Annotated in this window: 19 protein-coding genes and 1 pseudogene; 9 read left to right on the top strand and 11 right to left on the bottom strand. The window is 73.6% G+C overall.

Annotated elements, in window-relative coordinates; translation table 11 throughout:
• Window positions 1–221 precede the first annotated feature (221 nt).
• Both IE313_RS19000 and IE313_RS18995 read left to right on the top strand, forming a co-directional pair.
• The gene (locus tag IE313_RS19000) at window positions 222–1,352 is read left to right on the top strand and encodes a magnesium and cobalt transport protein CorA (protein ID WP_189933746.1); all 1,131 of its coding nucleotides are present in this window, start codon (window positions 222–224) and stop codon (window positions 1,350–1,352) included.
• A 90-nt stretch (window positions 1,353–1,442) separates the two neighbouring features.
• Window positions 1,443–1,961: a hypothetical protein gene (locus tag IE313_RS18995; RefSeq protein WP_189933744.1), complete on the top strand. Its 519-nt coding sequence runs from the start codon at window positions 1,443–1,445 to the stop codon at window positions 1,959–1,961.
• Window positions 1,962–2,166: 205 nt separating this feature from the next.
• Here the strand turns inward: IE313_RS18995 and IE313_RS18990 are convergent, their stop codons facing one another.
• Window positions 2,167–2,922, bottom strand: coding sequence for a hypothetical protein (locus tag IE313_RS18990; protein WP_373317023.1), 756 nt, complete (start codon window positions 2,920–2,922; stop codon window positions 2,167–2,169).
• A gap of 318 nt (window positions 2,923–3,240) precedes the next feature.
• Here IE313_RS18990 and IE313_RS18985 point away from each other — a divergent pair, with 318 nt between their 5' ends.
• The 3 genes from IE313_RS18985 (at window position 3,241) to IE313_RS18975 (ending at window position 6,346) form a co-directional block, all read left to right on the top strand.
• Window positions 3,241–4,575, top strand: coding sequence for a magnesium transporter MgtE N-terminal domain-containing protein (locus IE313_RS18985; protein ID WP_189933742.1), 1,335 nt, complete (start codon window positions 3,241–3,243; stop codon window positions 4,573–4,575).
• The gene (locus tag IE313_RS18980) at window positions 4,559–5,137 is read left to right on the top strand and encodes a DUF1003 domain-containing protein (protein ID WP_189933740.1); all 579 of its coding nucleotides are present in this window, start codon (window positions 4,559–4,561) and stop codon (window positions 5,135–5,137) included. The genes IE313_RS18985 and IE313_RS18980 overlap by 17 nt, the downstream gene beginning before the upstream one ends.
• Window positions 5,138–5,212: 75 nt before the next feature.
• A complete protein-coding gene (locus IE313_RS18975; protein ID WP_189933738.1) occupies window positions 5,213–6,346 on the top strand; it encodes an Mrp/NBP35 family ATP-binding protein in 1,134 nt (377 codons plus the stop codon).
• Between the two features lie 271 nt (window positions 6,347–6,617).
• Here IE313_RS18975 and IE313_RS18970 read toward each other — a convergent pair whose 3' ends face one another.
• From IE313_RS18970 to sigE, 5 genes are all read right to left on the bottom strand, one after another.
• Window positions 6,618–7,283: a hypothetical protein gene (locus IE313_RS18970; RefSeq protein WP_189933736.1), complete on the bottom strand. Its 666-nt coding sequence runs from the start codon at window positions 7,281–7,283 to the stop codon at window positions 6,618–6,620.
• A gap of 262 nt (window positions 7,284–7,545) precedes the next feature.
• Entirely contained in the window at window positions 7,546–8,001 is a 456-nt protein-coding gene (locus IE313_RS18965; RefSeq protein WP_189933734.1) for a sec-independent translocase, read from the bottom strand.
• A gap of 172 nt (window positions 8,002–8,173) precedes the next feature.
• Window positions 8,174–10,258 (bottom strand): trypsin-like peptidase domain-containing protein, encoded by a 2,085-nt coding sequence (locus IE313_RS18960; protein ID WP_189933732.1) that lies wholly within the window; start codon window positions 10,256–10,258, stop codon window positions 8,174–8,176.
• Window positions 10,259–10,993: 735 nt separating this feature from the next.
• Complete coding sequence (locus tag IE313_RS18955) at window positions 10,994–11,917, bottom strand: anti-sigma factor family protein (RefSeq protein WP_189933730.1); 924 nt, start codon at window positions 11,915–11,917, stop codon at window positions 10,994–10,996.
• Window positions 11,914–12,705 (bottom strand): RNA polymerase sigma factor SigE, encoded by a 792-nt coding sequence (sigE, locus tag IE313_RS18950; protein WP_189933728.1) that lies wholly within the window; start codon window positions 12,703–12,705, stop codon window positions 11,914–11,916. The genes IE313_RS18955 and sigE overlap by 4 nt, the downstream gene beginning before the upstream one ends.
• Before the next feature lie 162 nt (window positions 12,706–12,867).
• On the opposite strand from sigE, the pseudogene IE313_RS18945 reads away from it, so the two are divergent.
• Window positions 12,868–13,582 (top strand): annotated as a pseudogene (locus tag IE313_RS18945) (O-methyltransferase).
• 245 nt (window positions 13,583–13,827) lie between these two features.
• Here the strand turns inward: IE313_RS18945 and IE313_RS18940 are convergent.
• A complete protein-coding gene (locus IE313_RS18940; RefSeq protein ID WP_003966491.1) occupies window positions 13,828–13,995 on the bottom strand; it encodes a DUF3117 domain-containing protein in 168 nt (55 codons plus the stop codon).
• A gap of 362 nt (window positions 13,996–14,357) precedes the next feature.
• Between IE313_RS18940 and chcB the strand changes: the two genes are divergently transcribed.
• Entirely contained in the window at window positions 14,358–15,179 is an 822-nt protein-coding gene (chcB, locus tag IE313_RS18935; protein WP_189933726.1) for a 2-cyclohexenylcarbonyl CoA isomerase, read from the top strand.
• A gap of 179 nt (window positions 15,180–15,358) precedes the next feature.
• Here the strand turns inward: chcB and IE313_RS18930 are convergent, their stop codons facing one another.
• Together IE313_RS18930 and IE313_RS18925 are read right to left on the bottom strand one after the other, a co-directional pair.
• A complete protein-coding gene (locus IE313_RS18930; RefSeq protein WP_189933724.1) occupies window positions 15,359–16,015 on the bottom strand; it encodes a DNA-3-methyladenine glycosylase I in 657 nt (218 codons plus the stop codon).
• Window positions 16,012–16,368, bottom strand: coding sequence for a DivIVA domain-containing protein (locus IE313_RS18925; RefSeq protein ID WP_189934020.1), 357 nt, complete (start codon window positions 16,366–16,368; stop codon window positions 16,012–16,014). Before IE313_RS18925 ends, IE313_RS18930 begins: the two co-directional genes overlap by 4 nt.
• Window positions 16,369–16,620: 252 nt before the next feature.
• Between IE313_RS18925 and folP the strand changes: the two genes are divergently transcribed.
• Window positions 16,621–17,493: a dihydropteroate synthase gene (gene folP / locus IE313_RS18920; RefSeq protein ID WP_189933722.1), complete on the top strand. Its 873-nt coding sequence runs from the start codon at window positions 16,621–16,623 to the stop codon at window positions 17,491–17,493.
• 55 nt (window positions 17,494–17,548) lie between these two features.
• Here folP and IE313_RS18915 read toward each other — a convergent pair whose 3' ends face one another.
• Together IE313_RS18915 and dapE are read right to left on the bottom strand one after the other, a co-directional pair.
• The gene (locus tag IE313_RS18915; RefSeq protein ID WP_189933720.1) at window positions 17,549–18,298 is read right to left on the bottom strand and encodes an LOG family protein; all 750 of its coding nucleotides are present in this window, start codon (window positions 18,296–18,298) and stop codon (window positions 17,549–17,551) included.
• Between the two features lie 173 nt (window positions 18,299–18,471).
• Window positions 18,472–19,551 (bottom strand): succinyl-diaminopimelate desuccinylase, encoded by a 1,080-nt coding sequence (gene dapE / locus IE313_RS18910; RefSeq protein ID WP_189933718.1) that lies wholly within the window; start codon window positions 19,549–19,551, stop codon window positions 18,472–18,474.
• Window positions 19,552–19,606: 55 nt separating this feature from the next.
• On the opposite strand from dapE, the gene IE313_RS18905 reads away from it, so the two are divergent.
• Window positions 19,607–20,608: a VldE C-terminal domain-containing protein gene (locus IE313_RS18905; protein WP_189933716.1), complete on the top strand. Its 1,002-nt coding sequence runs from the start codon at window positions 19,607–19,609 to the stop codon at window positions 20,606–20,608.
• The last annotated feature ends 233 nt before the right edge of the window (window positions 20,609–20,841 follow it).

Here is a 20,841-nt window from a genome sequence, read left to right as displayed (position 1 = left end):
GCCACGGAAGAGCGCTTCGTGCCCATCCGATCCAAGTGATCGCCTCCGTCTGCACCACCAGCGAAGCTGCCTCCGCGACGGTGCGGTGCTCCCCGCTTTGTGGACGTGCGAAACGCCCCCGGCGCCGAAAAGGCCCGACGGGAGACAGTCAGCACGTCGGACGTCCTCATTCCGGGTAGTTCCAACCGTCGCCGGCGGCCCGCCCGCGAAGGAGCCTGCCCATGTCGATGATCCGCGACCTGCGCGCCGCCGTCCGTCCCTCCATCCGCAAGGACGGCACCGCCTACAGCCCCTACGACACCCCCCGCACGCCCGCGGCCCGCATCCCGTCCGCCGTGGTCGACTGCGCCGTCTACCGCGAGGGATACCGCATCGAGCCCACGCAGGCGCTCACGCCGCAGCAGGCGAAGCTGCACGTACGCAGCCGCGGCGGCTTCGCCTGGATCGGGCTGCACGAGCCCACCGAGGAGGAGTTCGCCGTCATCGCCGCCGAGTTCGGCCTGCACCCGCTGGCCGTGGAGGACGCGGTGCACGCCCACCAGCGGCCGAAGCTGGAGCGCTACGACGACACCCTCTTCACCGTCTTCAAGACCATCCACTACGTCGAGCACACCGAACTCACCGCCACCAGCGAGGTCGTGGAGACCGGCGAGGTGATGTGCTTCACCGGCAAGGACTTCTTCATCACCGTCCGGCACGGCGGGCAGGGTTCGCTGCGTGGCCTGCGGCACCGGCTCCAGGACGAGCCCGAGTTGCTGGCCAAGGGCCCGTCCGCGGTACTGCACGCGATCGCCGACCACGTCGTCGACGGATACCTGGCCGTCGCCGACGCCATGCAGGACGACATCGACGAGGTGGAGACCGAGGTGTTCTCCGCGCCCGGCAAGAACGGCCGCGGCACCTCGCGCGGTGTGGACGCCGGCCGGATCTACCAGCTCAAGCGGGAGGTCCTGGAGTTCAAGCGCGCGGTGGCACCGCTGGCACGGCCCATGCAACTGCTGAGCGAGCGGCCGATGCGGCTGGTGGACCCGGACATCCAGAAGTACTTCCGCGACGTGGCCGACCACCTCGCGCGCGTGCAGGAGCAGGTCGTCGGCTTCGACGAGCTGCTGAACTCCATCCTCCAGGCCAACCTGGCCCAGGCCTCCGTCGCGCAGAACGAGGACATGCGCAAGATCACGTCCTGGGCGGCGATCATCGCCGTGCCGACGATGGTCTGCGGTGTCTACGGCATGAACTTCGAGCACATGCCGGAACTGCACTGGCGCTACGGCTACCCGATGGTCATGGGGGTCACGGTCGCGATCTGCTACGGCATCCACCGGGCGCTGAAGCGCAACGGCTGGCTCTGACCCGTCGGCCCCGGCGCCGGTACCGCGGGCCCTGCTCCCAGGCGGGCCCGCCCTGTCGGCGCCGCGCCGGGTCTCACTACGCTGGGGCCCATGACAAGCGAGCTGCTCGGCCGGGCCCTCGTCGAGGAGGCCACGAAGAAGTCCGGACTGATCTGGGTGCAGGGCACCGGTCCTGTCCGGGCGCTGTGGCACGTCTGGCACGACGGCGCGGCGCACCTGGTCGGCGACGGCCCCGGTGAGCAGCCGCTGCCCGGCCTCGCCGACGGCGGTACGGCGCGGGTGACCGTGCGCAGCAAGGACAAGGGCGGCCGGCTGGTCGTCTGGACCGCCACCGTCACGGAGCTGGCACCCGAGTCGCCCGACTGGCAGGCCGTCGCCGCCGAGCTCAAGGGCAAGCGCCTCAACGCCCCCGACGGAGAGGCCGTCACCGAGCGCTGGGCGCGCGAGTGCAGGGTCCTGCGCCTGGACCCGCAGTCGTCCACGACGGACTTCGCCCCGGCCTCGGGGGCCGCACCCCCGCTGCCCACCGCGGCGACCACCCGCAACCCGCTCCCCGCGGCCCTTCCCCGGCTGCTCCTCAGCCGCCGCGGCAGGTCCCGCAGGCCCTGACCCGCGCGCGTACGGACGGACAGCAGCAGGACGCGCGAAAGACCCGAGGCCCGCGGAGCCCGAAGGAGGCGCGGAGGCCCGGGCACACGTGAAGGCCGGGGACACGTGAAGGCCGGGGACGCGTGAAGGCCGGGGACGCGTGAAGGCCGGGGAGACACGTGAAGGCCCGAGGAGGTGCGGGAGCCCGAGGGCCCGCACCACGCGCCTACGACGTGGGAAGCGCCTTGCCGTAATCCACCGTCTCGCCCTTGGCCGGCTCCCGCAGCGTGAACGCCCTGCCCCACTCGGTGAAGCTCAGCGTCCCCGCGCCTCCGGCCCGCTCCAGCCGCACCGGGCGCGGCCTGCCCTCCAGGGAGACCTTCAGCGTCCCGCCCGCGCCGCCGTCCCCGGTGATCTCCACCGTGCGTATGCCGGCCGTCTCGCCGTGGTCCCCCTTGCCCAGCTCGCCGTGCAGGGTGAGCAGCCCGTCCAGCAGCACGTCCTTGTCGGTGAAGCCGCTCAGCCGCTGGTACGACGGATCCCCCTTCGGCACCCGTACGTACTTGCCGCTCAGCTTGGCCGCGGCCGCCGAGTCCGCGTTCCCCTCGCCGTCCTTCCCGCGCCAGAAGGACGCACCGGCCTTGAGGTAGAGGTGGTCGCCGACCCTCAGCAGTTGCAGCGTGCTGCCGTCGGCGGTGACCGAACCGGTACCGCCGTTGTCCTTGAGCCGCATGTCCAGGCGGTACGTGCCGCCCTTGCTGACCACGGTGCCGGAAAGGCGCACCGTCGGCGCCGCCCGGGCGGACTTGCGGGTGTCGCTCTGGATCTGCTGCGCCGGCAGCTTCCCCTCGCCGTTGGTCCCCGCGTCCGGGTCCCCCGCACAGGCCGCCAGAGCCGCCCCCGCCACGATCAGCCCCGCGCCCGCCGCGCCCGCCCTCACCAGTACTGCTCGACGGGCACGGCGCAGGGAAATGGCGATCACGAGGAGGGCTGCCTCTCGTCCGGGAGCGGTCAGGGGGCGCCGCCGTCGGGACGCATCGCGGTCACGCATCCGGCGGCCGGGCGCCAGCGTACCGGTGCCTCCCGGGCGGGACGGCGCGAGTCCCGCACCCCCGCCCGGCCCGCCCCCGCACATCCTCCACCAAGGCATACCCGACCGGGACGGACTAGCCTGAGGCGCATATGGGCGGCAATGAAGTGATCTGCCGGAACCGCTCACGCCCGCTCCGGTCCGCCGGGAACCACCGGACGTCGCGAACCACCGAGTCGGACGTCACGCACCACCAAGGAGGCGCACAGCATGGCCGCAGGCGCCCCCCGGATCTTCGTCTCCCACCTCTCCGGCGTCGCCGTGTTCGATCCGAACGGCGACCACGTCGGCCGGGTCCGCGACCTGGTGGTCATGCTGCGCACCCAGGAGCCGCGTGCCGAGCGCACCGCCGACGGCGTCCGCCTGGAGACCCTGGCGCGCCGCCCGCCCCGGGTGCTCGGCCTCGTCGTGGAACTGGCCACCCGCCGCCGGATCTTCCTGCCCATCACCCGGATCACCGGCATCGAGTCGGGCCAGGTCATCACCACGGGCGTGCTGAACGTCCAGCGCTTCCAGCAGCGTCCCGCGGAGCGGCTCGTCTTCGGTGAGCTGCTGGACCGCCGGGTACGGCTGGTCGAGACGGGCGAGGAGGTGACCGTCCTCGACCTGTCCGTCCAGCGGCTGCCGGCCCGCCGCGACTGGGAGATCGACCGCGTCTTCGTGCGCAGGGGCAGGAGCGGCACCTTCCGGCGGCACAAGGGCGAGACGCTGACCGTGGAGTGGTCCGCGGTGACCGGCTTCACCCTGGAGGAGCAGGGCCAGGGCGCCGAGAACCTGCTCGCCACCTTCGAGCAGCTTCGCCCCGCGGACCTGGCGAACGTCCTGCACCACCTCTCGCCCAAGCGGCGCGCCGAGGTCGCCGCCGCCCTGGACGACGACCGGCTCGCCGACGTCCTCGAAGAGCTGCCCGAGGACGACCAGATCGAGATCCTCGGCAAGCTCAAGGACGAGCGGGCCGCCGACGTGCTGGAGGCGATGGACCCGGACGACGCGGCCGACCTGCTCGGCGAACTGCCGCAGGAGGACGTGGAGCGCCTGCTCGACCTCATGCGGCCCTCCGAGGCGGCCGACATGCGACGGCTGATGGCCTACGAGGAGCGCACGGCCGGCGGCCTGATGACCACCGACCCGGTGGTGCTGCGCCCTGACGCCACGGTCGCCGACGCGCTGGCCCGCGTCCGCAACCCCGACATCTCCCCCGCGCTCGCCGCGCAGGTGTACGTGTGCCGGCCGCCGGAGGAGACCCCGACCGGCAAGTACCTGGGCACCGTGCACTTCCAGCGGCTGCTGCGCGACCCGCCGTTCTCGCTGGTCGGCTCGCTGCTCGACGACGACCTCCAGGCCCTCGACCCGGAGACCGCGCTGCCCGCGGTGGCCGGCTTCTTCGCCGCCTACGACATGGTGGCCGCACCCGTAGTCGACGAGGGCGGAGCGCTGCTCGGCGCCGTCACCGTCGACGACGTGCTCGACCACCTGCTGCCGGAGGACTGGCGGGAGACGGACTTCCAGTTCTCCGGGGAGGTGGCCGATGGCGGCCGACCGTGAGCGCCGGGACCTGCGGGAGCACCGCGAGCGCGAGCCGCGCGGCGAGCCGGCCCGGACGGGGCCGGCACGCGTCCGCCTGGACCAGCCGCTGGCGCCGCGCCGCAGGCTGTGGCCGGAGTACGATCCGGACGCCTTCGGCCGGCTGTCCGAGCGGATCGCGCGGTTCCTGGGCACGGGCCGGTTCATCGTCTGGATGACGATCACCGTCGTCGTCTGGATCGGGTGGAACGTCTTCGCCCCGGAAGCGGTCCGCTTCGACGAGTACCCCTTCATCTTCCTCACGCTCGCGCTGTCGTTGCAGGCCTCCTACGCCGCCCCGCTGATCCTGCTGGCGCAGAACCGCCAGGACGACCGGGACCGGGTCAACCTGGAACAGGACCGCAAGCAGAACGAGCGGTCGATCGCGGACACCGAGTACCTCAGCCGTGAGGTGGCCGCCCTGCGCACCGGCCTCGGCGAGGTCGCCACCCGCGACTGGATACGCTCCGAGCTCGAAGACCTCGTCAGGACGCTGGAGGGCACGCCCCCGAGGGCCCACGGCGACGGCAGCCGCAACCGCTGAGACCCACCTCACACCGCGGGCCCGACCACCGGCGCCCTCGGAGGAACATGCCCGCGGCGCCGTACCATCGTTGTCATGGTTACGGAAGACGCGGTGCACCAAGCGCTGGCGACGGTGAACGATCCCGAGATCCAGCGGCCCATCACCGAGCTGGGGATGGTCAAATCGGTGGAGGTCGGCGCGGACGGCGCCGTGGCGGTCACCGTCTACCTCACGGTCTCCGGCTGCCCGATGCGCGACACGATCACGCAGAGCGTGACCGAGGCGGTCTCGGCGGTCGAGGGCGTCACCCGCGTCGGTGTCTCCCTGGACGTGATGAGCGACGAGCAGCGCCGCGAACTCGCGACCTCGCTCCGCGGCGGACAGGCCGAACGCGAGATCCCCTTCGCCAAGCCGGGCTCACTGACCCGCGTGTACGCGGTCGCCTCCGGCAAGGGCGGCGTCGGCAAGTCCTCGGTGACGGTCAACCTCGCCGCGGCGATGGCGGCGGACGGCCTCAAGGTCGGTGTGGTCGACGCGGACATCTACGGTCACAGCGTCCCCCGCATGCTGGGCGCGGACGGCCGACCCACCCAGGTCGAGAACATGATCATGCCGCCGTACGCGAACGGTGTGAAGGTCATCTCGATCGGCATGTTCACCCCGGGCAACGCACCGGTGGTCTGGCGGGGCCCGATGCTGCACCGCGCCCTCCAGCAGTTCCTCGCCGACGTCTTCTGGGGCGACCTCGACGTGCTGCTGCTCGACCTGCCGCCCGGCACCGGTGACATCGCCATCTCCGTGGCCCAGTTGGTGCCGAACGCCGAGATCCTGGTCGTCACCACTCCTCAGCAGGCGGCGGCCGAGGTCGCCGAACGGGCCGGTTCGATCGCCGTGCAGACCCACCAGAAGATCGTCGGTGTCGTCGAGAACATGTCGGGGCTGCCCTGCCCGCACTGCGGCGAGATGGTCGACATCTTCGGCACCGGTGGCGGACAGCTCGTCGCCGACGGCCTGACCAGGGCCACGGGCGCGAACGTGCCCGTGCTCGGCGCCATCCCGATCGACGTACGGCTGCGTGAGGGCGGTGACGAGGGCAAGCCGGTGGTGATCACCGACCCGGACTCCCCGGCGGGCGCCGCCCTGCGCGACATCGCCGGCAAGCTGGGCTCACGCGAGCGGGGCCTCGCGGGCATGTCGCTGGGCATCACGCCGCGCAACAAGTTCTGATCACGGCGGTCGGGCCGGCCCCGTGGCCACGGGCGGTCCGGACCCGGACCGCCGGACCGGACCGCCGGGCCCGGGCGCAGCCGGGCGGCACGGGCGGTGGGCCCGGCCTCCGGCCCGGACGGGCACAGGCGACCGGGTCGGGGCTCCAGCCCGGAGACGAGCACAGGTGGCCGGATCCGGACTCCGGGCTCGCCCGCCGGGCCCGGGCCACCGAGTCCAGGCCACCGGGCCCGGGCCGCGGTGGCCTGCTCCAGCCGGGCGTACGCGGCGGTCAGCCGTACGCCGTGATGTCCTTGATCACCGAGAATCCCACTCCGTACGCGCTCATTCCGCGTCCGTAGGCGCCCAGGTGCACTCCCTGGGAGGTGGATCCGGCGAGCACCCAGCCGTACTCGGACTCGCGGTAGTGGAACGGGGTTGCGATCCCGTCCACCGGCAGCGAGAGCACGGCCCAGTCGGGTCCTTCGAGGTCGTCGGCGAGCACCCAGGCGGTCTCGGTCTGCTGCTCCAGCCAGTCGTCCCGCAGGGAGTGGTCCATGTGCCCCGGCCAGGTGACCGAGAGCAGTCCGACGCCGGCGAGCCAGGCCGCGGAGGAGACGGAGGTGGCCTCCAGCACTCCGGAGCCGTCCGCGCTGCGCCGCACCGGGCTGGCCCCGACGGTGACGACCACCGCGAAACGCTCCCTGCCGTCCCCCTCGGTGCCCTCGCTGCGCACCGAGGGCTCGTCACCGTGGCCGATCGAACCGTGCTCGACCGATCCGTCCGCCGAAGCGCCGACGTGCATCAGCCAACGCGGCCCCATGAAGGCGTCGTCCAGCCCGTACCAGCGGAACGGCGCCATGAGGAACCCGTCGACCAGGCGTGGGGCGGCCGTGGACGTGCCCGGTTCTCCCGGTGTCCTGGGCGGCTGATCACCCATACGGCTCGTCGTTTCCATCTGCCCGCGCGCCTCCTCGCTTCCGTCGGAGCCGCGCGTTCCACCCCATGGGCGAACTCTTCCGCCGGCTCCGCACACCAACAAGGCAGAATAACCACCCGGTCTGCGTGATCAAGGAAAACCGGCCGGTGGGAGGGCGCGCCGCGGCCGGTGGTAGGCGTACTCGCACGGGCGGCGCCACCGGTCGGACAGGCCCGATTCCGGTGGGCCGGGGCGACGCCGGTCGGACGTGGCGACGCCGGTCGGGGCCCGGGGGTGTCGATCAGGTCGCGTCGGCGTCGAAGGGCGGCGGGTCGCTCGGGCCGGGCTTCTCGGGCTTCTTGGTCATGTCCACGCGTCCGGCCGAGGACGACCCGGAGCCGCCTGACGCACCCGAGGAGGCGGCGGAGTCACCGTCGCGGCCGTGCACGGCGTCCGCGACGTCGGCCATCTCCTTCTTCAGGTCGAAGCCGTTGCGGATCTCCTTGAGGCCCAGGTCCTCGTTGTCCAACTGCTTGCGGATGAACGTCTTGGGGTTGAGGTCCTCGAACTCGAAGTCCTTGAACTCGGGCCCGAGCTCGTTGCGGATGTCCTGCTTGGCGCTCTCCGAGAACTCTCGGATCTTGCGGATCGTGCGCGAGACGTCCTGGATGACCTTGGGCAGCTTGTCCGGGCCGAAGACGAGCACGGCGAGGACGACGAGCGTCACTACCTCAAGTGGGCCTATGTCATTGAACACCTTGCAGCTCCTCGCGATGTCCTCGGCCCGCGGCAGGTCTACGGTGCCGGTCCTCCGTGGCAGGACGTCCATGGGCGGGACCGGGTCCACGGTACCCGGGGACCCGGTCTGTCCGGTACTCTCCCGGGCCGCGGCGTTGGTGACGGTCCCCGGCTTCCCGGGGTGTTCGCCGTCAGTTTCCCTTGGCGGCGCCGAGCACCAGGGTGACCTTCTGCTGCCGGCCCTCGTCCTCGGGGTCCCGCCCGTCGCCCTCGACGGGGCCGCCGCGCTCCAACGTGAGGTCGAGCCTGTCACCGGGGCGGTGAGCACGGATCTTCACGATCAGCTCCTCGCCCGAGTGGATGCGCAGGCCGTTCACCCGGGTGATGACATCGCCCGGGCGGATGCCCGCCCGGTCCGCCGGACCGCCGTGCTCGACCGCGGCCCCGCCCGTGTTGCCCTGGTCGCCGACACGGGCGCCGTCACCGGTGTAGTCCATGTCGAGTGTGACGCCTATCACGGGATGCGTGGCCGCACCGGTGTTGATCAACTCCTCCGCCACCCGCTTGGCCTGGTTCACGGGGATGGCGAAGCCCAGGCCGATGGAGCCCGACTGGCCGCCTTCCAGGCTCTGCCCGTCGTCCGCGGAGCGGATGGCGCTGTTGATGCCGATGACGCGCGCCTTGCCGTCCACCAGCGGACCGCCTGAATTGCCCGGATTTATCGGGGCGTCGGTCTGAAGGGCGTCGACGTAGCTGACGTCGCTGCCGCCGCCCTTGCCGTCGCCCGCGGTGGTGATGGGGCGCTCCTTGGCGCTGATGATGCCGGACGTGACCGTGTTGGCGAGGTCGAACGGCGCCCCTATGGCCACCACGGGGTCGCCGACCTGGACGTTGTCCGAGTTGCCGAGCGCCAGCGGCCTGAGCCCGGAGACACCGGAGACCTTGACGACCGCAAGGTCGTACCCGGTGTCGCGGCCCACGACGGTGCCCCGCGCGGTCTGGCCGCCGCTGAAGGTCACCGAGATGTCGCCGTCCGCCCCGGCGGGTTCCACCACGTGATTGTTCGTCAGGATATGACCCTGCTTGTCCAGGATGAAGCCGGTGCCGGTGCCCTGCTCCTCGTCGCCGCGGACGTGCATGGTCACCACGCTGGGCAGTGCGCTGGCGGCGATCCCGGCCACGCTGCCCGGGTCGCGCTCCTTGGGCTCCACGCCGGCCTGGGGAAGCTTGATGTCGGTGCCGCCGTCGCGCTCCAGGTGCGAGCCGAGCGCGCCGCCCAGCAGCCCCGCGAGCAGCGCGACCAGTGCCACCCGTACGAGCCCGCCGCGCCGGCCGCGCCGTCGGTCCTGCGGCGCGGCCCCGGTCTGCTGGAGCGGTGCCGCCCACGGGTCGTACGGCTGCCAGTGCCCGCCGGACCCCTGGCCACCGGTCCCGGCGGCGGACGCGGACGCGGGGACGGGGGCGGGGGCGGGGGAGGTGTACGCGTCGGCGCCGGGCGCCGCGGCCCCCGGGGCGGCGGCTGAGCCCTGGTAGTGCGGATCGCCGCCGTACGCGGGCTCGGGGGCGCGGTACGCGGGGGCGTGGTGGGGGGTGCCGCCGGCGGGGGCCGGGGCGGGCGCGGACGGGGTCGTGCCCTGGGCGAGGCCGCCGGGCAGGGGCGTGCCGTGCGCCGGGGTGCCCATCGGGGCCGGGGTCCCGTACGCAGGCGTGCCGCCCGGTGCGCCGGTGTCGTGCGGCGGGGTGCCGCCGAGTGGCCCCGGGGCCCCCAGGGGCGGCAGCGGGGTGCCCTGGGCGGGTGTGGTCCCCGGATGCTGGACCGGCGGCGCGGGCGCCCAGGGCCCCGGCTCGCCGTAGGGAGGGGTGTCGTAGGGGTCCGGGTCATGCAGGGGCCGCGGACGGTCCTGCGCGCCGGGTCGCGGGGTGGCGGCGTCCTCGGGCGGGGCGCCTGCGGGTACCTCGCGGGCCGCGGGGCCGGTGGGCGCCGGGGCCTGGGGCGACGCGGGGTCCCGAGGCGGTGTGGGGCCCGCTGGAGCGCGGTCGGGCGCAGGCGCGGGGTCGGGGACCCCCTCGCCCGCGGAAGCCCCGGAGAGCGTGCCGTGGCCCTCTCCGGGGCCGTCCTCCGTCGGAGCCGCCGTGTCCCGCGCACCGGCAGCGCCCGGCCCCTGCGTTCCGGAGGCGTCGGGTGTGCCGGGTGTGCCGGCCGTCAGGGGGTCGTCCGGCGTCCCCGGCCGGGGACGGCTCCACCACTTCGCTTCCGTGGGCTTCCCCTCGTCCATGCTCTCCCCAGACCTGGCCCATGACGCGGCCCGCGGCCGCCCACGCGGCGATCACCGCACAACGACTGTCGACGCCCTCAGCCGGAAACCCCGGGGCGCGTACACCCAGGATTCAATCAGGTTCCCGCCCCGGCCCGCAGACGTACGGCCCCAGTACGGCCCCAGTACGGCCCGCGTCCGGAAGAGCCCGTGCCGCCGGGTTCAGGGGGCCGTCGGTGCCCGTCCGGACGGCACACCACGGGGCGAAGGGGGCGGCAGGGTGCGACAGAGGCGGCAGGGATGACGGGCCCGGGTGACGGGTCACCGGACCCGGGCGGCGGGGACGACCCGAGTGACGGGGTGACCCGCGGACGGGTGACCGGAGGACGGGTGACCCGTCCGCGGGTGACCGAAGAGCGGCCCCGAGCGGCCCCGGGCGGACGCCGGAGCCCTGCGCAGAGCCCTGTACAGAGCCTGGGACCGGCCGCACAGCCCCTCGGCGGCAAAGCCCCGGGCGCCCCACGGCCACCGGCCCGCGGCAACCGCCCCACAGCGACCGCCGGAGCCCGCAGTGTCACCGGCCCGCCCGACTGCCGATCCCCGGAGACGGGCAACCGACCCCCGGCCACGGGAACGCCAGGCCGAGGTCCAATGAAAAGCCGCGGCCCCCCGCAGCTCCTCACGCCCGCCCGTCGACCCGCCAACCCGCCGGGCCTCGGTTGCGAAAGGCCGCACGCAGCAGGAAGCAGGTAGCGCCTAGCGGACCGTCCGTACGCTGGCCCCCGACTTGGGTGCCGTGTCCAGAAGGCCGCCGGGGGGCGCGAACGCGCTGCCGGAGGAGGAACCGGGCTCAGCGGTGTACGCGGCCGTGGGAAGCGCACGTATGAGCGGTGCGGGGGCGCTGAGCGCCGGGCCGGACTCCGGGGAACGGGGCGGTGCGGGCATCCCGGGCAGCAGGGGGGCCGTCGCGGCGATGGGGATGGCCGGGGCGGGGTCGCCGACGACGGGACGCTCGGAGGAGCGCGCCACGGGCTGGTTGGCGCCCCTGCGACGGCCGGTGTCGGCGGCCGTCACGGGGCCGGAGGTGCGCAGTGGGGTGGCATTGCTCGGCGGACCGCTCTGCTTGCCGCCTCCGGCCGCGGTCGGAGCACCCGCCGAGACACCGCCGAGCGCTATCGCGGCCAGCGACACGGCACCGGCCGCGGCGAACGCGAACCGCCGGCCGCGGGACGCCGAACGCTCGCCCTCCTGCCTGCCCACCTCATGGATGCGGAAGCCGTGCCCGGCGCCGGGGAGCACCGGGTCCTGGGCACCGGCCGGGTCGAGCGAGAAGGGCTCACGCGACCTCGGCTTCAGAGGGTTCGGCGGAGGCGGGGCGGTCACGCTGAAGACTCCGCCGCTCCCGAGTCCTCCCCCGCCGTAGGGGTCCGGCCCGGTGTCATCGCCCCCGGGCAACCCCTGGAGGCGCGCGAGGAAGCTCTCGGACGGAGGCGGCGGGGCGGCTTCCGCGAAGACGTTCTTCAGGCGGCGCTGGGCGTCGGCCTCGGCCTTGCACCGCGGGCAGGTCGCCAGGTGCGCGAGGACGCGCTCGCGGGCGTCATGACCCAGCTCGCCGTCGACCAGGGCGGCGAGCCGGTCGCCGAGGTGGTGCTCGGCGGCCGTCGGATGGATTCCACTCACGCGCCTGCGCCTCCTCCGCCCAGCGCGGGGGTGACCGCGCCCATGGCCTTGAATTTGCGGTTGCCCGCGCGGCGCTCGGCACGGGCCTCGGGGGACCGGTGCTGAAGGGCCTTGCGCAGTTGGGAGCGGCCGCGGTGGATACGGCTGCGGACCGTGCCGAGCTTGACGCCGAGGGTGGCGGCGATCTCCTCGTACGACAGGCCCTCGATGTCGCAGAGGACGACGGCGGCACGGAACTCGGGCGCGAGGGTGTCCAGGGCCTGCTGGACGTCCGCGTCGAAGTGGGTGTCCTGGAACGCCTGCTGCGGGGAGGGCTCACGGCTGGGCAGCCGCTCCGCGGCGTCGTCGCCCAGGGTGTCGAAGCGGATGCGCTGCTTGCGGCGGACCATGTCGAGGAAGAGGTTGGTCGTGATGCGGTGCAGCCAGCCCTCGAAGGTGCCCGGTGTGTACGTCGACAGGGAGCGGAAGACGCGGACGAAGACCTCCTGGGTGAGGTCCTCCGCGTCGTGCTGGTTGCCGGTGAGGCGATAGGCGAGGCGGTACACCCGGGCGCTGTGCGTGCTGACGATCTCCTCCCAGGTGGGAGGAGTCCACGCCTGCGACTCCGCGTCGGCGGCGAAGGTCGCGGTCTGTGCGGACTCGGCGGTGGGGAAACGGTCAGCGTTCTTGATCACGGATTTCGGCTCGCCCGGGGCCCTGAGCAGACGCCTCAGCACTCCTGCCCGGTCTCCGGTCTCAGCCGCACCTCCCCTGTCGGCTCTGGTGGTGTCCACTAGAGCCCCTACCATAGTCACCTCGCCCGTTAGCTCCGGATAAGCGTTTTTACGTGAATTTGGTACGCGCTTCTGGTCTTGCGTCTCGACTTGCTCGTCACTCCCGGCCATCCCGACCCCCCACTTTTCCTCTCCCTTTCCCCAACGTCCGGCGCCATCTGCGGGTTCCCGGCGGTGGTGGCACCTCCCGTCCGGACGGAGCCGGGGGCGCGGGAGGATACAGTCACGCCCAGGCAACTACGGGGAACAGGAGAGGGCCATTAGCGGCAAGCGGCAGACGAACTGGGCGTTCGCCGACGCCTTTGTCGCCGAGGAGGACGCGCTGCACTGGGCCCGCGACCGAGCCCGGGATGCGGGGCTGCGCCCGGTGTCACCCGGTACCGGCGCCGCGCTGCGGCTGCTCGCCGCCACGGTGGCCGCGAAGGCGGTCGCCGAGATCGGCACCGGCACCGGCGTCTCCGGAATCCATCTGCTGCACGGCATGCGCGCGGACGGCGTGCTGACGACGGTGGACCCCGAGCCCGAGCGCCAGCAGTTCGCGCGCCAGGCCTTTCGCGTCGCGGGCTTCGCGAGCAATCGCGCGCGCTTCATTCCCGGCCGTGCGCTCGACGTGCTGCCGCGGCTCGCGGACAGCGGCTACGACCTCGTGTTCTGCGACGGTGACCGGATGGAGTGCCTCGACTACCTGGACGAATCGTTGCGGCTGCTACGGCCCGGCGGGCTGGTCTGCTTCGAGGGCGTCTTCGCCGACGGCCGCACGATCGACTCGGGGCCGCAGCCCGCGGAGGTGGTGCGGCTGCGGGAACTGGTCAGGGCCGTACGGGAGAATCCGGAGCTGGTGCCCTCGCTGCTGCCGGTCGGGGACGGGCTGCTCTGCGCGGTCAAACGCTGAGGCGGCCGCGCCCGGACCCGGGGCCGGGGCCCACGGGATCCCGCTGCGGGGGACGGGGCGCGGCAGGACGGCGGGCTGAGGACGTCGGCCGCCGGTGCCGGCGGCGCGACCCGCGGCGCAGGGGGCCGGTCCGCGGGAGCCTGTTCAGGGGCGTGGGTGCGCGCCCGTGGCGACGGGCGGGGACACCAGTGCCCCAGCACGCAGTGGGCGCCGGGGCACTGGGCGGGTACAGGGCCGCTTCCGCGTCAGCCGACGACCTTCTTCAGGGCGTCGCCAAGGGCGTCGGCCTCGTCCGGGGTCAGCTCGACGACGAGCCGGCCGCCGCCTTCGAGCGGAACTCGCATGACGATGCCCCGCCCCTCCTTGGTCACCTCGAGCGGGCCGTCACCCGTCCGCGGCTTCATGGCCGCCATGCTCGTTCCCCTTCCTGAAACCAGCTCATCTCAGCCGACGGCCCCCAGCAGGGCGCGCACAGCCCGTCACGGGCAGGCGTCACCGGCATCGAACACATTGCTTCCTGGCCATTATCCCGCATCGCAGGACCCGATGGACAACATCGTTCGGCATCGCTTAGGCAACGCGCTTCCGCAAAACCACTCAATTCGGCGATGTGGTTGCGAAGGCCGCGACCATGCCCTCTCCCGGCGTCTTCCGGCGCGGAATTTCTTTGACGCAGGTCACATCCAGCACACTCTCGCGGCAACGTGATCTCCGTCATGCTGTGCGGGGAATGCCGCACAGCAGAGAGCCGAGCCGCGAACCGAAGGGACCCGCCATGGCCGATACCGTGCTGTACGAGGTGAACGACGGACTCGCCACCATCACGCTCAACCGCCCCGCGGCGATGAACGCGGTGGACATCGAGGCCAAGACGGCTCTGCGGGACGCCGTCCAGGCGGCCGCGGCGGACCCCGGGGTGCGGGCGGTACTGCTGACGGCGGCCGGCGACCGGGCCTTCTGCGTGGGCCAGGACCTCAAGGAGCACGTCGGCCTGCTGGCCGCCGCCCGCGAGCCGGGCTCCGGCGGCGAGGCCGGCCGCACGAGCGTGATGAGCACGGTGCGCGAGCACTACAACCCGATCGTGCGGGCCCTGACGGAGATGCCCAAGCCGGTGGTGGCAGGGGTCAACGGCGTCGCCGCGGGCGCGGGCTTCGGCTTCGCCCTGGCCGCCGACTACCGGGTGGTGGCGGACACGGCGGCCTTCAACACCTCCTTCGCCGGGGTGGCGCTGACCGCGGACTCCGGTCTCTCCTGGACGCTGCAGCGGGTGGTGGGCCCGGGCCGGGCCGCCGACCTGCTGCTCTTTCCGCGCAGCATCAAGGCCCAGGAGGCGTACGAGCTGGGCATCGCCAACCGCGTGGTGCCCGCCGCCGACCTCGCCGGCGAGGCGCTGGAGGTGGCCCGGGCACTGGCCGGGGGCCCGACGCTCGCCTATGCGGCGATCAAGGAGTCCCTGGCCTTCGCCGCCGCCCACACGCTGGAGCAGGCCCTGGAGAAGGAGGAGGAACTCCAGGCCCGGGCCGGTGCGTCCGAGGACCACGCGATCGCCGTCCAGGCGTTCCTCGACAAGGAGCGGCCCACGTTCCTGGGCCGCTAGGGTCTGTCGCCCGGATCATGCCGGGTGGATCGTGCTGGGCACGCCGGGCCCCTGACCGGCGTCCGCCCCGGACCTGGGCCGACGCCGGACGGAGTCGGCGCCGACGGAGTCGGCGCCGGAACGTGGCCGACGCCGGGCCGGGGCCCGGGCGTACCGGGGACGGCACCGGGCGGTACCGCTCAGTGCGTGCTGCGGCCGCGTGCCGCGCAGCCCTCCAGGTGGTCGTCGACCAGCCCGCATGCCTGCATCAGGGCGTAGGCGGTCGTCGGACCGACGAAGCGCAGGCCGCGCTTCTTGAGGGTCTTGGACAGGGCCGTCGACTCGTCGGTGACCGCGGGCACGTCGGCCAGGGTGCGCGGGACCGGGCGGGCGGCGGGATCCGGGGCGAACGACCAGATCAGGGCGTCCAGCTCGCCGGGGGACCACTCGGCGAGTACGCGCGCGTTGGCGAGCGTCGCGTCGACCTTGGCGCGATTGCGGATGATTCCCGGATCCTGGAGCAGCCGCTCGCGGTCGGCCTCCGTGAAGGCCGCCACCGAGGTGATCTTGAAGTGGGCGAAGGCGGCGCGGAAGGTCTCGCGCCGGCGCAGGATGGTGATCCAGGACAGGCCGGACTGGAACGCCTCCAGGCAGAGCCGCTCGAAGAGCGGGTCGTCGCCGTGCACCGGGCGGCCCCACTCCTCGTCGTGGTAGACCGCGTAGTCCTCCGTGGACAGCGCCCAGGGGCAGCGCGGCACGCCGTCGGGCCCGGGCACCGCGGCCCCGCCCGGCGCCGCCGGCCCGTCCGCCGGCCCGCTCCCGGCGGTCGCCGCGCCGCCCGATGCCTCGGTGCTCATCGATTCTCCTCCGTGAAGTCCCGGTAGGTCGGCGGGCCGCCGGCCGGCGGGGCGTACGCCCCCGCGAGCGCGGCCTCCAGCCGGGCGATGCGGGCGTCGCGCTCGGCGAGCTCCGCGCCGAGCCTGCCCAGGGCGTCGTCCACGTCGGCCATGCGGTAGCCCCGCACGGCCAGCGGGAAGCGCAGGGCCTCGACGTCGTCGCGGTGCACGGGGCGGTCCGGGGGCAGCGGGTCCTCGAACCGCTCGGGCGCCGCCTCGGGGAGCACACCGCTCTCACCGCCGCCCACCGCGGCGAGCGTCACCGCGGCGACCACGACGACGAGGGCCACGACCAGGAACAAGAACACGACCATCTTCGGGAGGTCCCCCACGCTCGGCTGCCGACTCGATTCCATGCGGTACCACCGCGCACCCGGGCGCGGCGCCGACGGCGGGACGCCCGGGCGGCCGGGGTGACCGCCGCGGCCCAGGGCGAGGCACGGGCCGGGGCGGACCGCAGCCGGCCGCCCGGCCGACCACGCGAACCGTCGGACTCCGATCGTGCCATGCCCCTGTGACAGTTAGGGTCACAGGCACAGGGGCGGAGTACGAGGAGGCCGGACGGGATGCCGCAGGGGACACTCAGGCTGGGCAGGCGCGAGTTCGGCCCGCACGAGCCGGTGATCATGGCGATCGTCAACAGGACCCCGGACTCCTTCTACGACCAGGGCGCCACCTTCCACGACGAGCCGGCGCTCGACCGGGTCGGGCAGGCCGTCTCCGAGGGCGCCGCCATCGTCGACATCGGCGGCGTCAAGGCCGGCCCGGGCGACGAGGTGACGGCCGAGGAGGAGGCGCGCCGCACGGTCGGCTTCGTGGCCGAGGTGCGCCGCAGGTTCCCGGACGTGGTCATCAGCGTCGACACCTGGCGGCACGAGGTCGGCGAGGCGGTCTGCGCGGCGGGCGCGGACCTGCTGAACGACGCCTGGGGCGGGGTGGACCCGGGGCTCGCCGAGGTCGCCGCGCGGCACGGTGCGGGCCTGGTGTGCACCCACGCCGGCGGTGCCAGGCCGCGCACCCGGCCGCACCGGATCGCCTACGACGACGTGGTGGCCGACATCCTGGACGTGACGGTGGGCCTTGCGGAGCGCGCGGTGGCCCTGGGCGTGCCGCGGGAGTCGGTGCTGATCGACCCGGGCCACGACTTCGGCAAGAACACCCGGCACAGCCTGGAGGCCACGCGCCGGCTCGGTGAGATGGCGGACACCGGCTGGCCGGTGCTCGTCTCGCTGTCCAACAAGGACTTCGTCGGCGAGACGCTTGACCGGCCGGTCAAGGAGCGCCTGCTGGGCACGCTGGCGACGACGGCCGTCTCGGCGTGGCTGGGAGCCCGGGTCTACCGGGTGCACGAGGTGGCCGAGACCCGGCAGGTGCTGGACATGGTGGCCTCGATCGCCGGCCACCGCGCCCCGGCGGTCGCCCGCCGGGGGCTTGCCTGAGACCGTCCGCCGCCCCCGCGGGCGCCGGCGGGGCGGGCGCCCCGCCCCCGGGTGGTCAGCGGGCGACCTCCTTGGTGACCAGTGCCACCGCCTCGTCCACGTCGTCCGTGACGTGGAACAGGAGCAGGTCCTTCTCGGACGCCTTGCCCTGGGCGACCACCGTGCCGCGCAGCCAGTCGACGAGGCCGCCCCAGTACGAGGACCCGAAGAGGACGATCGGGAAGCGGGTCACCTTGCGGGTCTGCACCAGGGTGAGTGCCTCGAACAGCTCGTCCAGGGTGCCGAGGCCGCCGGGCAGCACCACGAAGCCCTGGGCGTACTTCACGAACATGGTCTTGCGGACGAAGAAGTACCGGAAGTTCACACCGAAGTCGACATGCGGGTTGAGGCCCTGTTCGAAGGGCAGCTCGATGCCGAGGCCGACGGAGACGCCCTTGGCCTCCCGCGCGCCCTTGTTCGCCGCCTCCATGGCCCCGGGCCCACCGCCTGTGATCACCGCGAAGCCCGCTTCGACCAGCGCGCGGCCGAGCCGTACGCCCGCCTCGTACTCCTTGGAGCCCGGGGGCGTACGGGCGGAGCCGAAGACGCTGATCGCGCTGGGGAGCTCCGCGAGCGCCCCGAAGCCCTCCACGAACTCCGACTGGATGCGCATCACCCGCCACGGGTCGGTGTGCACCCACTGGGAGTCACCCTCGGTGTCCAGCAGCCGCTGGTCGGTGGTGCCGGGCTGGATCTGCTCACGCCGGCGCACCACCGGGCCCAGGTACTGCTCCTCCGGTGGTCCCCCTGCTTGCGGACTGTCCATGTACGTCCCCTTCCGCTGGCGGTCTGAACACTTCAGCGTAGATCCAAGGACGTGGCCGGGGCCGTAACTCCCGGTGTCCTTGCTCCCCCACCGTCCTGAAGCCGAGGAGCCGCCTGCGGCGGGCCTCGCACGCCCCGGGGGCGGGGCCCCTGCGGATGCTGCCGCCGGTCGGCTCAGCTCGTCAGCCAGGCACGCAGCCGCTCCTCCGCGGCGAGGATCCTGGCGGTGTCGACGTGCTCGTCGCGCTTGTGGGCGAGCTGCGGGTCGCCGGGGCCGTAGTTCACGGCGGGCACGCCGAGGGCGCTGAAACGGGCCACGTCGGTCCAGCCGAACTTGGGCCGCGGGTCACCCCCCACGGCCGCGACGAACGCGGCGGCGGCCGGGTGGTCCAGGCCGGGCAGTGCGCCGGGGGCGTGGTCGTCGACGACGAACTCCGCGACGCCGCAGTCCGCGAAGACCTTCCTGACGTGCGCGAGCGCGTCCTCCTCGGTGCGGTCGGGCGCATAGCGGAAGTTGACGGTGACCGTGCAGGCGTCGGGGATGACGTTGCCCGCGACGCCGCCTTCGATGCGGACGGCGTTCAGGCCCTCGCGGTACTCCAGCCCGTCGATGACCGGGCGGCGCGGCTCGTAGGAGGCCAGCCGCCGCAGGATCGGCGCGGCGCCGTGGATGGCGTTGGAGCCCAGCCAACTGCGCGCGGAGTGGGCGCGCTCGCCCGTGGTGCGCAGCAGTACCCGCAGGGTGCCCTGGCAGCCGCCCTCGGCCTGCCCGTCGGAGGGTTCGAGCAGTACGGCGAAGTCGCCGGCCAGCCAGTCGGGGTGGGCGGCGGCGAGCCGGCCGAGGCCGTTCAGGTGCGCCTCGACCTCCTCGTTGTCGTAGAAGACGAAGGTCAGGTCGCGGTTGGGCGCGGGAACCGTAGCGGCGATGCGCAACTGCACGGCGACTCCGGACTTCATGTCGCAGGTGCCGCAGCCCCACAGGATGCCGTCGTCGTCCAGCCGGGAGGGCACGTTCTCCGCGATGGGCACCGTGTCGAGGTGGCCGGCGAGGATCACCCGCTCGGACCGGCCGAGCCGGGTGCGGGCCACGACGGTGTTCCCGTACCGGTCGACCGCCAGGTGGGGCAGGGCGCGCAGGGCCGCCTCCACCGCGTCCGCGAGCGGCTCCTCGGTGCCGCTCTCCGAAGGGAAGTCGACCAGCCGCGCGGTGAGCTGTGCCGCGTCTGACGTCAGGTCAAGGGGGCGCACGTCCATGCCCCCGACCCTAACGCGCGGACCGGGCCCCCTCCGTCTCCAGTACCGTGTTCGGGTGTCAGAGCAGTCCACACCCCCCTCCCCCGTCCGGCCCACCCGCGTGCTCCGCCTGGGCGCCGCCTTCGTGGTGCTGCTGGCGCTCGCCGGCTATCTGGTGGTGCGCTACGGCACCGGCGGCAGGACGGCGGCGCGCTGCACGGTCGTCTCGGGCGACGGGGACGGCGCGGTGTACCGCTTATCCCCGCAGCAGGCCGGCAACGCCGCCACCATCTCCGCGGTGGGCACCTCGCGCGGCATGCCCGAGCGCGCGGTGACCATCGCGCTGGCCACCGCGCTCCAGGAGTCACATCTGGACAATCTCGACCACGGTGACCGGGATTCGCTGGGCCTGTTCCAGCAGCGGCCCTCGCAGGGCTGGGGCAGCAGCGCGGAGATCATGGATCCGGCCTACGCGGCGGGCGCGTTCTACGCGCACCTGGCCAAGGTGCCCGGCTACTCGCGGCTTCCGCTGACGGTCGCCGCGCAGCGCGTCCAGCACAGCGGCTACCCGCAGGCGTACGCCAAGCACGAGCCGCACGCGACGCTGCTCGCCGCGGCCCTCACCGGCCGTGCCGCGGCCACGTTGACCTGCGAGGACGGCTCGCTGGACCGGCCAGGTGACCCGGCGCGGGTGCGCAGGGCGCTCGTCCACGACTTCGGCAGCGGTGTACTCGAAACGGCGGCGTCCTCGGTGCCGCGGGGCGCCGGCGCGGCCTCCCCCGCAGCGGACCCGCGGTCCTCCAGCAGCCCGCAAGCGGCGGGCGGCGGGGGGCGCTCGGTGACCGTGCCGGTGCGGGCCGGCGCGGGGACGGGCGGCGGTGACGTCCGCCGGCGCGGCTGGGAGCTGGCGCACTGGGCGGTGGCGAACTCGTCCCGCCTCGGCATCGCGCAGGTCAGCTACGGAGGCCGGCAGTGGAGCGCGGACTCGGGCGGCGCGTGGCGCACGGCGGACGGCGACGACAAGCCAGGCACGGCCGCCGCCGGCACCGACCGGGTCGTCATCGTCACGGCCCGCTGAGCGCGGCGCGACCGGCGCCCGGCGCGGCGCGACCGGCGCCCGGCCGGGACTCGGGCAGCCGTGCGGGCGTTCCTCCGCAGGGAGGGCCGTGCGCGGGGCGCCCGGGGGGCCGGGGAAGCCGGGCCCCAAGGGCGGCGCCGGCCGGTGACGGGCCTGCTCGCAGCCGGACGTAAGGATTTTGCACTCATCGGTCGCACCGCACGTTCGGCCGCTTTTATCCGTAGCGGATAATG

It is taken from the genome of Streptomyces sulfonofaciens (assembly GCF_014656295.1).
GTDB lineage: Bacteria > Actinomycetota > Actinomycetes > Streptomycetales > Streptomycetaceae > Streptomyces > Streptomyces sulfonofaciens.
This window is presented reverse-complemented; position numbering and strand designations above follow the sequence as displayed.

Coding starts and splice junctions, on each gene's coding strand:
- folP (WP_189933722.1), top strand. CDS start 16,621: ATGCCGCAGGGGACACTCAGGCTGGGCAGGCGCGAGTTCGGCCCGCAC.
- dapE (WP_189933718.1), bottom strand. CDS start 19,551: ATGGACGTGCGCCCCCTTGACCTGACGTCAGACGCGGCACAGCTCACC.
- chcB (WP_189933726.1), top strand. CDS start 14,358: ATGGCCGATACCGTGCTGTACGAGGTGAACGACGGACTCGCCACCATC.
- IE313_RS18980 (WP_189933740.1), top strand. CDS start 4,559: ATGGCGGCCGACCGTGAGCGCCGGGACCTGCGGGAGCACCGCGAGCGC.
- IE313_RS18915 (WP_189933720.1), bottom strand. CDS start 18,298: ATGGACAGTCCGCAAGCAGGGGGACCACCGGAGGAGCAGTACCTGGGC.
- IE313_RS18970 (WP_189933736.1), bottom strand. CDS start 7,283: ATGGAAACGACGAGCCGTATGGGTGATCAGCCGCCCAGGACACCGGGA.
- IE313_RS19000 (WP_189933746.1), top strand. CDS start 222: ATGTCGATGATCCGCGACCTGCGCGCCGCCGTCCGTCCCTCCATCCGC.
- IE313_RS18940 (WP_003966491.1), bottom strand. CDS start 13,995: ATGGCGGCCATGAAGCCGCGGACGGGTGACGGCCCGCTCGAGGTGACC.
- IE313_RS18925 (WP_189934020.1), bottom strand. CDS start 16,368: ATGGTCGTGTTCTTGTTCCTGGTCGTGGCCCTCGTCGTCGTGGTCGCC.
- IE313_RS18930 (WP_189933724.1), bottom strand. CDS start 16,015: ATGAGCACCGAGGCATCGGGCGGCGCGGCGACCGCCGGGAGCGGGCCG.
- sigE (WP_189933728.1), bottom strand. CDS start 12,705: ATGGTAGGGGCTCTAGTGGACACCACCAGAGCCGACAGGGGAGGTGCG.
- IE313_RS18975 (WP_189933738.1), top strand. CDS start 5,213: ATGGTTACGGAAGACGCGGTGCACCAAGCGCTGGCGACGGTGAACGAT.
- IE313_RS18960 (WP_189933732.1), bottom strand. CDS start 10,258: ATGGACGAGGGGAAGCCCACGGAAGCGAAGTGGTGGAGCCGTCCCCGG.
- IE313_RS18985 (WP_189933742.1), top strand. CDS start 3,241: ATGGCCGCAGGCGCCCCCCGGATCTTCGTCTCCCACCTCTCCGGCGTC.
- IE313_RS18995 (WP_189933744.1), top strand. CDS start 1,443: ATGACAAGCGAGCTGCTCGGCCGGGCCCTCGTCGAGGAGGCCACGAAG.